This window comes from Acidithiobacillus sp. TH-A35, from assembly GCF_057473505.1.
In genome coordinates, this window is sequence record NZ_JBYCKR010000120.1 from 1 (window position 1) to 9,886 (window position 9,886).

8 protein-coding genes and 1 pseudogene are annotated in these 9,886 nt (G+C 58.5%); 5 read left to right on the forward strand and 4 right to left on the reverse strand.

Going from position 1 to position 9,886, the window contains the following annotated elements:
* The 3 genes from AC2VNK_RS04285 to thiD all read right to left on the reverse strand — a co-directional run.
* On the reverse strand, positions 1-268 hold a 268-nt coding region (locus AC2VNK_RS04285; protein ID WP_486882945.1), incomplete at its 3' end, for an aminotransferase class III-fold pyridoxal phosphate-dependent enzyme.
* 2 nt (positions 269-270) lie between these two features.
* A complete protein-coding gene (gene thiE / locus AC2VNK_RS04290) occupies positions 271-924 on the reverse strand; it encodes a thiamine phosphate synthase (protein ID WP_486882946.1) in 654 nt (217 codons plus the stop codon).
* Between the two features lies 1 nt (position 925).
* Positions 926-1,744: a bifunctional hydroxymethylpyrimidine kinase/phosphomethylpyrimidine kinase gene (gene thiD, locus AC2VNK_RS04295; protein WP_486882947.1), complete on the reverse strand. Its 819-nt coding sequence runs from the start codon at positions 1,742-1,744 to the stop codon at positions 926-928.
* Between the two features lie 679 nt (positions 1,745-2,423).
* Here thiD and dnaA point away from each other — a divergent pair.
* From dnaA to gyrB, 4 genes are all read left to right on the forward strand, one after another.
* Positions 2,424-3,779 (forward strand): chromosomal replication initiator protein DnaA, encoded by a 1,356-nt coding sequence (gene dnaA, locus AC2VNK_RS04300; RefSeq protein ID WP_486882948.1) that lies wholly within the window; start codon positions 2,424-2,426, stop codon positions 3,777-3,779.
* 283 nt (positions 3,780-4,062) lie between these two features.
* Positions 4,063-5,160, forward strand: coding sequence for a DNA polymerase III subunit beta (gene dnaN / locus AC2VNK_RS04305; RefSeq protein WP_291522557.1), 1,098 nt, complete (start codon positions 4,063-4,065; stop codon positions 5,158-5,160).
* A gap of 1 nt (position 5,161) precedes the next feature.
* A complete protein-coding gene (recF, locus tag AC2VNK_RS04310; protein WP_291522555.1) occupies positions 5,162-6,217 on the forward strand; it encodes a DNA replication/repair protein RecF in 1,056 nt (351 codons plus the stop codon).
* Positions 6,214-8,616, forward strand: a complete 2,403-nt coding sequence (gene gyrB / locus AC2VNK_RS04315) for a DNA topoisomerase (ATP-hydrolyzing) subunit B (protein ID WP_291522553.1) — start codon at positions 6,214-6,216, stop codon at positions 8,614-8,616. Before recF ends, gyrB begins: the two co-directional genes overlap by 4 nt.
* On the opposite strand, the gene AC2VNK_RS04320 is transcribed toward gyrB, so the two are convergent.
* Entirely contained in the window at positions 8,617-9,405 is a 789-nt protein-coding gene (locus tag AC2VNK_RS04320; RefSeq protein ID WP_291522551.1) for a UDP-2,3-diacylglucosamine diphosphatase, read from the reverse strand. It abuts the gene before it with no gap.
* Between the two features lie 87 nt (positions 9,406-9,492).
* Here AC2VNK_RS04320 and AC2VNK_RS04325 point away from each other — a divergent pair.
* Positions 9,493-9,886: pseudogene (locus tag AC2VNK_RS04325) on the forward strand (pyridine nucleotide-disulfide oxidoreductase); the annotation flags it as partial.

A 9,886-nucleotide genomic window follows, 5' to 3' on the forward strand; every position in this document is an offset into this window, starting at 1 on the left:
TAGGTGCACCAAAACCAAGACCCTTGTTCACCTGCGCATGCACCGCCGCCAGCACTTCCGGATGGCCGTGGCCGTGAATCATCGGTCCCCAGGAACCCACATAATCGATATAGCGCTTGCCTTCCACATCCCAGAAGAAGGGTCCTTCGGCATGGTCGATGAAAATCGGGTCACCGCCCACACCGCGAAAGGCCCGGACCGGCGAGTTAACCCCGCCCGGAATGCATTGTTGCGCCGCGTTGAACAGCGCGTGTGAAGTCTGTGTCATCATCACTCCTTACGGTTACTGAACAGAGCGGTAAAGCGTCGTGCCGCCCCTTCCACATCCTCTGCGCCAAAAACGCCAGCAATCACCGCCAGGGCATCCGCACCCGCCGCGATCAATGCACCCCCATTGGCCTCCGTGATGCCGCCGATGGCCACAATGGGCAGATCAATAACCGCACGCGCCGCCGTCAGGACATCCACACTGACCACCGGCGCCTGCGGTTTGCTGGAAGAGGCGAAAAAAGACCCGAAGGCCACGTAGTCCGCCCCCAGCGCCGCCGCCTCCCGCGCCTGCCGCACCGATCCATAGCAGGAAACCCCGACGAGTATGGCGCGACCGAATTGCGCACGCAATGCGGCCAGCGGCGCATCCTCCACCCCCACATGGAGGGCGGGCGCCCCGACAGCCTGCGCCAACAGGGGATCATCATTGACGACGAAAAGGGCATTGTACTGCGCGCAAAGCTCCCGCAAGGCCCCCGCCTGCCGCCGCCGTCGCGGTGCATCGGCCACCACGTCGCCCTTGTCCCGATATTGCAGAATACGCGCACCCCCGCGCAGCGCCGCCTCGGCCCGCGCCAGGAAAACAGGCTCCGGCATCAGGCGCGCTTCGGTGATCGCATACAGCCCGGAAATAAGGGGGTTCTGCCCGGCCATCCTATTCCTCCCGATACCCGCGCGCCCAAAAGAACCGGTCTGGAAAATACTGTCCCTTCCCCAGCGGGTAGGCATGGACCAGGCAGGCATGGGTAAAATCCAGTGCCCGCGCCACGGCCTCTTCCATGGCTAAACCACGCGCCAGACCCGCCGCCAGCGCGGATGCCAGAGTACATCCCGAGCCGTGGTAGCGGTGGGGCAGGCGCGGCTGCCGGAATGCGCGCTGCAACGCCCCGCCACGAAACAGCATATTTTCCAGTTCCGGCCCCTCGCCGTGACCTCCGCTGATCAGTACCCACTTCGCCCCCTGGCGATTGAGCCAGGCACCAGCCGTGGGCAAATCGTCAGCGCCGGACAAGGCCAGTGCTTCCGGGCCGTTGGGCGTCATCACCGTTACTTGCGGCAGCAAGTGCGCGACCAAGGCCTCGCATAATCCCGCCCCGGCCAGGGCCGTGCCACCTCCGGCCGCCAGTACCGGATCAAGCACCACGGGAATCTGCGGATAATCCGCCAGCAGTGCGCTCACCGCCGCTACCATGGCCACACTTCCCAGCATCCCGATTTTGATGACCTGTACGGCCATGTCCTCCAGCACGGCACGGGCCTGAGCCACGGTATCCTCCGGATTCACCAACCTATAGGCACGTACATTCACCGAATCCTGAACAGTCAGCGCCGTCACCGCCGTGCAGCCATGCGCGCCCAGGCTGGCCAGGGTCAGCAGGTCGGCCTGCAAGCCCGCACCCGCACTGGGATCAGAGCCGGCAACAGTGAGGACGACGGGCGGAGGCCCCGCCGCTTCCTGGCGACTGGATTCCATCCGGGATGAATCATCAATTCTTGCTTTCGCAGGCATGGATGGAGGGACCCTTTATGCGGCTATTGCCGGCGCTGATTTTAGCAGGAAAACTGGCCTCACCGTAAATGCCATTGCGTGGGGCCGTGAGCAAGATGTTCATTGCCTGACGTCCGGAAGACCTCGCTGTCCATCGTGCGTCTGACAGCGTTTTTTTCCAGGATCAAGTTCCTGAACAGCCTGTGGATAACTTTGTGGATATTTTGCTGACAATAGTAATTTCGTCATGACCATAGTGTATTTACGCCGAGCGGAAACATTCTGTAACAATAAATTATTATTTATTACAATAAATTACATGAACTACCGAAACACAATTTCGAATAATTCCACGTAACTGCACGTTAATCTCTTTGTGGAAAACTTTATCCGGCCGGGCGCCGTCCTGGCTGCCACGGCTGCTCGGATTCGTCCATGGTTGTGCCCATCTCGCGCGTTTTTCCTGCCCCTTGGGCAAAGACCCGGTCATAGGCCCGTCAATGGCGCGCACCGCCACATTTTGGTATACTTCATCGACGGAGAATTATGGTGAAATGCCCTTCCCGTTGCGGGGAGTGAGCCCACTCTGCTACCGCGTGACACTGACATGGTAGCGACAGAAGGCACAGCACTTTCACCTCCAGACCCTCTGACCAGGTTACGCATGAGCAGTCATCCAGCGCCATCCGCGCTGCACAACGGAGACGCCTTATGGGCGGCGCTGTGTGTGCAGTTGCAAGAACAGACCACAGCCCAGCAGTTCAACACTTGGCTGCGCCCCCTTCGTGGCGAGTTGCATGGTAACGAACTGCGCCTGTTCGCACCCAATACCTTCGTCAAGGAATGGGTGCGGGAAAGGCTGATGGATCTGCTGGAAGGGGTGCTCGCCCAGCTTGCACCGGGAATGATGCTTCGCCTGGAACTCGGCGCCGACGAAGCGACGACCCCAGCCCCGGCAGCAGCTACTCTAGCCACTGCTCCGATCACCGATCCTCGCAATGGCAACCGGCTCAACCCGGGCTTTTCCTTCAAGTCCTACGTCGAAGGCAAATCCAATCAGCTCGCGGTGGCGGCTGCCCGGCAGGTCGCCGAAAATCCGGGGAAATCTTACAACCCGCTGTATATCTATGGCGGCGTCGGACTGGGCAAGACCCATCTCATGCAAGCGGTGGGCAACGCCATCCTCCAACGCAACGCCGATGCCAAGGTGCTCTACGTCAGTTCCGAAGGCTTCATCATGGACATGGTGCGCTCCCTGCAACACAACACCATCAATGACTTCAAGCAGCGCTACCGCAAGCTGGATGCCCTGCTCATTGACGACATCCAGTTTTTTGCGGGCAAGGACCGCACCCAGGAAGAGTTTTTTCACACCTTCAACGCCCTCTTTGACGGCGGCCGACAGATTATTATCACCTGTGACCGCTATCCCAAGGAGGTGGACCGCCTGGAAGAGCGCCTGCAATCGCGCTTCGGCTGGGGACTGACGGTCGCCATCCAGCCCCACGACCTCGAAACGCGCATGGCCATTGTCCTCTGCAAGGCGGAAGAAAGCGGCGTTGAGCTGCCCGAAGAAGTGGCCTTCTTCATCGCCGAGAAAATCCGCTCCCATGTCCGCGAACTGGAAGGGGCACTGCGTCGGGTGGTCGCCCATGTCAACTTCACCCACAAGCCTTACAACCTGGATACCGCCCGCGAGGCCCTGCGTGATCTGATCGACGTGCAGAAGCGCATGGTCAGCCTCGACAACATCCAGAAAGTCGTAGCCGAGTATTTTCATATTCGCGGCTCCGACATGCAGTCCAAAAGGCGCAGTCGCAACATTGCCCGGCCACGCCAGGTAGCCATGTGCCTGACCAAGGAACTCACCAACCACAGTCTGCCGGAAATCGGCGAGGCCTTCGGCGGACGCGACCACACCACCGTCCTCCATGCCTGCCGCCAGATCGACAAACTGCGTCAGGAAGACACGCAGATGGATGAAGATTACTGCAACCTGCTCCGGATTCTTGGCGCATGATCCAGCACTCGCAAAAGCTGTGGATAAGCCCCTGTACAACCCCTGTGCAGACTCTGTACGAAAAATGGGGCTCTTTTTTATCCCCAAGCATACCGGCTTATCCACAGCTTGCCGACAGCTTATCTGGGTCCAGAATTCCATATCAGACAAGGAATTACACCACATTCCCACAGGCTACCGGGCCATTAATAATAATAGTAGTTAAAAGAAAGAATATAAATTATATATATAAAGCGGCCCGACCGGCCCCTTTTCAGACCTGGCATTCAAGGAGCAAAACCTGATGAAAATCACCATAGATCGCGAAGATCTCCTGCCTATCCTGGCCAATATGGCAAACATTGCTGACCGGCGACCGGTACAACCGATTCTAGCCCATGTCCTCATCGAGGCCGCAGGGCAACATTGCCGCTTCGTCGCCACCGATCTGGAAGTCCAGCTTTCCGCCGACCTGGACCATCCGGTAGACGCTCCGGGCACCTGCGCCGTTCCCGCCCGCAAGCTCTATGACATCTGCCGGGCGTTACCGGAACACACACCCATAGAATTTCATAAAGACGGCGAAAAACTGCTCTTGAAAGCCGCTAAAAGCCGTTTCACCCTGCACATATTGCCGGCTGATCAATTCCCATACCTCAGTATCCACAGCAGTCGTTGTCAGGGTAACTGCAATGCCAAAGCCTTTCGCGAAGCGCTTGCCGTCGCTGCCAACACCATGGCACAGAACGACGCCCGGCTCTTCCTGAACGGCGTCCTCGTCGAGGTGGAAGGTCAGGAACTGCGTCTCGTAGCCACAGACGGTCATCGCCTGGCCATGATGACCCTGCCCTTTGCCAGCAGTCTGGAAAGTGGGAGCTACCAGGCTATTCTGCCGCGCAAAGCCGTTCTCGAACTGTTGCGGATTCTCGATGATGGCGATATCGCGCTGGAGATGTCGGACACCAGCTTTCTGCTCAACGATGGTACACAACAGTTCGCCTGCAAACTCATCGATGCCAAATATCCTGATTACCGGCGGGTGATTCCCCAAGGACATCCCCGCTTCGCCATACTGGACCGCCAGACCTTCAAAAGCGCCTTGCAACAAAGTGATGTCCTGGTCAGCGACCGTAATCCGACCACCCATCTGCACCTCAGTAATAACCAGATGACCCTGCGCAGCCGCAATGAAGAACAGGAAGAAGGCGAAATCCAAATTCCTGTCGAATATCAGGACGATGCTCTGGATATCGCTTTCAACAGCCGTTATCTCACCGATACCACCCAGATATTCGCCCAGGAAAGTTTGCGGATGCGGGTCAAGGACAGCGACAGCAGCGCTGTTTTTACTCCGGTAGACGGAGATAACCCCCTGTATATCATCATGCCTGTCCGTCTTTGAAATGCCCCTGGAGGCCCTCCATATCCAATCGGTGCGTTCCATAGAAACCCTGGATCTGAAAGCGGACCGGCAGTGGAACTGGCTGATAGGCGCCAATGGTACGGGCAAGAGTTCCGTGCTGGAGGCCATTCACATCCTCGGCACGGGGCAAACCTGGCGGCATGGCCCCCGCCATGTTCAGCGGGATGGCGACGGCGAATATCTGGTCAGTGCGCGCCTGCCCGATCATTTCCTCGCCCTGCGCCGGCGTGGCGAGGAGCGGGAAATACGCTATGATGGTGAGTCGCTCAGTTCGGCCTGGATGCTACTGGATATTCTGCCTCTGCAAAGCCTGCACGATGACAACAGCCACTTCGTCGCCGGAACGGCGGAAGACCGCCGGCGCGTACTGGACTGGGGCATCTATTACGCGGATCGCTACTATGGCACGGTGTTTCGCCAGTACCGGCGGGCTTTGCAACAGCGCAATGCCTGGCTGAAAAGCGGTCACGGCCAGCAACCCTGGGACGACGGCGTCATTGCCTCCGGTGAAGAAATCCAGCAGCGGCGACAAGCGCACCTGGCCGCTGTGCAGCCCGAAGTCGCCGCCCTTTGGGAACGCTGGTCCGGGTCACTTTCCGGGCTTAGCCTGCATCTGCACAGCGGCTGGAAAGAAGGCTTGGCACTGGGTGATTGCCTGCTGCGGGACCAGGAACAGGACCGCGAAATGGGTTATACCCACAGTGGTCCGCATCGTGCCAATCTGGCCTTTCGGGTGCGCGGTAAAGCGGCACTGGACATCCTTTCGCGCGGCCAGTTGCGGGTATTGGGTCTGGCTTATCGCCTGGCGCAGGTAAAGATTCTGAAGCAGGCCGGTTTGCCCCTGCCGACCATATTGATTGACGATTTCGCGGCAGAGCTGGACGCCTCAGCACGGGATTGGTGGGTGAAAGAACTCGATCTGCTAGGTGTGCAGGTCTTCGCTGCCGTCACCGCCGCCGGACAGATTCCGGCGGCGGTGAGCGGCAGCCATTTTTGTCTGGCAGCAGGCCAGCTTGAGAAGGAAACAGCATCATGACGGGAAAATACGATTCTACCAGTATCCAGGTGTTGAAAGGGCTGGAAGCGGTACGCAAGCGCCCCGGTATGTATATTGGCGATACCGATGACGGCAGCGGTCTGCACCACATGGTTTTTGAGGTGGTGGACAATGCTATCGACGAAGCCCTCGGCGGTTATTGTGACGCCATCGTCGTTACCATTCACGACGATGAATCCGTCAGCGTCAGCGATAACGGTCGTGGCATACCCGTCGATATCCACGCCGAAGAAGGCCGCTCCGCTGTAGAAGTGATTATGACCGTGCTGCATGCGGGCGGTAAATTCGACGACAACGCCTATAAGGTCTCGGGCGGTCTGCACGGGGTCGGTGTCTCGGTAGTGAACGCCCTTTCAGAAACGCTCCAGTTGCGTATCTTCCGCGATGGCTATGTCTGGACCCAGGAATATCATGATGGCGAACCCCAGGCACCGGTTGCACGTGGAGAGGCGTCACGCAAACATGGCAGTACCATCCGCTTCAAACCCTCGCCTCAGGTTTTTGCCGATACCCATTTTCACTTCGAGATTATCGCGAAGCGCTTGCGCGAGCTGGCCTTTCTCAATTCCGGCGTGCATATCACCCTGCTGGACGAGCGCGGCGGGCGGGAAGAAGTTTTCCATTATGAAGGTGGTATCCGCGCCTTTGTGGAACATCTCAACCGCAGCAAAACCGCCATTCATCCCACTGTGATCACCCTTACCGGCGAGCGCGACGGTATTGTCGTTGAAGCCGCCCTGCAATGGAATGAAGGCTATAACGAGGTGGTGCTCTGCTTCACCAACAATATTCCCCAGGCCGATGGTGGCACCCATTTGGCGGGCTTTCGCGGTGCGCTGACCCGTACGCTGAATCAATATATGGAAAGGGAAGGCATCATCGCCAAGGCCAAGGTCGCGGTGAGTGGCGAAGATACGCGCGAAGGGCTGACAGCGGTACTTTCCGTCAAGGTACCGGACCCCAAATTTTCTTCGCAAACCAAGGAAAAGCTGGTCTCCAGCGAGGTTAAACCGATAGTCGAGTCCTCCATGTCTGAGGCGCTGACGATATTTTTGGATGAGCATCCCAAAGAGGCGCAGGCCATTGCCGCCAAAATTGTCGAAGCGGCGCGGGCGCGGGAAGCCGCCCGCCGGGCACGGGAGCTGACCCGCCGCAAAGGCGCGCTGGACATCGCCAACCTCCCCGGCAAGCTGGCCGACTGTCAGGAGAAAGACCCGGCCAAGTGCGAAATCTATCTGGTGGAGGGAGATTCCGCCGGTGGCTCGGCCAAACAGGGCCGTGATCGCCGGCATCAGGCCATCCTGCCCCTGAAAGGCAAAATCCTCAATGTGGAACGGGCGCGTTTCGACAAGATGCTCTCGTCGGATGAGATCGGCACCCTCATTACGGCATTGGGTACCGGTATTGGCGCCGGGGATTTTGATGTCGCCAAGCTGCGTTATCACCGGGTTATCATCATGACCGATGCGGATGTCGACGGCAGCCATATCCGCACCCTGCTGCTGACCTTCTTCTATCGGCAGATGCCCGAACTGGTGGCGCGCGGCCATATTTATATCGCCCAGCCACCTCTCTACAAGGTCAAGAAAGGCAAGGATGAGCGCTACATCAAGGACGACACCGAACTGGCCGCCTACCTGCGCGAAATTGCCATGCAGGGCGCGCAATTTCGTCCTGCGGCGGATGCTGAGCCGGTAACGGACGAGCAACTGGCCGGCATGATGCGTCAGTACCAGAATATCGAGGCTTTGGTGCAGCGCCTGGAACGGCGCTATCCCGGTACCCTGCTCTGGGCCCTGGCCACGTTGCCGCCCATCGTTGCGGAGTCGGCGGATAGCGCCACCTGGGACGACTTCGCGCGACAGCTCCGCGCGGCATTGGAGCTCAACGCCCTGCCCGCCGAACATTACACGGTGGAGCGGGTGGGTGAGGCGGAGGCTTTGCGCCTGGTGGTTCGCCGCGAACATCACGGTAGTCAGGAACTGCGTTTCTTTGATCAGGATTTCTTTGCCGGTGGCGAATACCGGCATCTGGCCGACTATGCGCGGGTGATTGAAGGTAATATCCGCGCCGGCGCGCGTATGGAACGCGGCGAGCGAGGGCTTACCGTCAGCCGGTTCCGCGCCGCCATGGACTGGCTTCTGGCTGACGCCCGTCGCGGTGTCGAGATTCAGCGCTACAAGGGTCTGGGTGAAATGAATCCGGAACAGCTCTGGGAGACCACCATGAACGCTGAAAACCGGCGTTTGGTGCGGGTGGATGTGGAGGACGCCATCGCTGCCGACGAGGTCTTCTCCATGCTCATGGGCGATGCGGTGGAGCCGCGCCGCCGCTTTATCGAAGAAAATGCGCGTTTCGTATCGCGACTCGATATCTGATTACGCGGCGATATCCTGATCAAAACGCAAGGGTACGGGCCAGTGGACGATTTCCATGCGCCCGTCGGCATGTTCGACCAGTGCGGTACAGCTCTCGACCCAGTCGCCGTCGTTGTAATAGAGGATGCCGTCGATGATTTTTTGCTCGGCATGGTGGATATGGCCGCAGACCACTCCGGCATAACCGCGGCGTGAGGTTTCTTCGGCCAGCAGGTGTTCGTAATCGTTGATAAACTGCACGGCTTTCTTCACCCGGTATTTGATGTAAGCACTCAGGGACCAGTGACGGCGCAGGCCCAGATGCCGGAACGCGCTTTGCAGCAGCCGATTGAACCAGAGCAGCAGGGTATAGCCATGATCGCCCATATGAATGAGCCAGGTGGCATAGCGCATGGCGGCATCGAACTGGTCACCATGGATGACCCAGAGCTTTTTGCCATCGGCGGTCTCGTGCACCGCTTCTTGGAGAATGGCGATGTCGCCGAGGGCGATGGTGTTGCCCTGGGTTTGCACATAGTCGGAGAGCAACTCGTAGACGGGGTCATGATTGCCGCGGATATAACGTACCGTGACCCCGGAGCGGGCCAGCCGGAGGACTTTCTGGACCACCGTATTATGGCTGCGCGGCCAGTACCAGCGGACCTTGAGGCGCCACAGGTCGATGATATCGCCGACCAGATAGAGCTGCTGGCAGGAATTGTGGCGCAGAAAGTCCAAAAGGCTCTCCGCCTGACAGCCGCGGGTGCCGAGATGGACGTCCGATAGAAATATGCTGCGATAATGGGCCATAGGGTCATCCTGAAAAGGTGACAGAACCTTATATTGCCAGCAAAATATGACAGTTTGATGAAAGCTGGCCGCGGTGTAGTCGTCGGCATGACCTGGGAGATTATTGTGCTTAATCTGTTTGGATTTGAATATAAAGAACTTTTTACTGCTGAAGGCCTCGCGCGGCTGGATGGGGAATTTCTTCGATCCCTGGCGGAGAAAGACCAAACCCTTGCCGAAAACTTGCAAGTCTATCATGCCGCAGGCGCCCGGCCCGCCGATAAAGCCCAGAGTGAATTTCTGCTGCAGCTCGCGCCCCATCTTGAACAATTCGTTGCCCGGCTTTTTTGCCTGGAGCCGGAAGTAGCGGAGTTACAGGCGCGGACGCGCAGCCATGATGTGGTCATGGCGTTCAAAAAGCATTTTGTGCTGCGCCGCGCGCGCCGTTACCGTGGTGGATTTCCCGAATCTTTTGCCGATCTGGATCAATGGCTGGACGGAG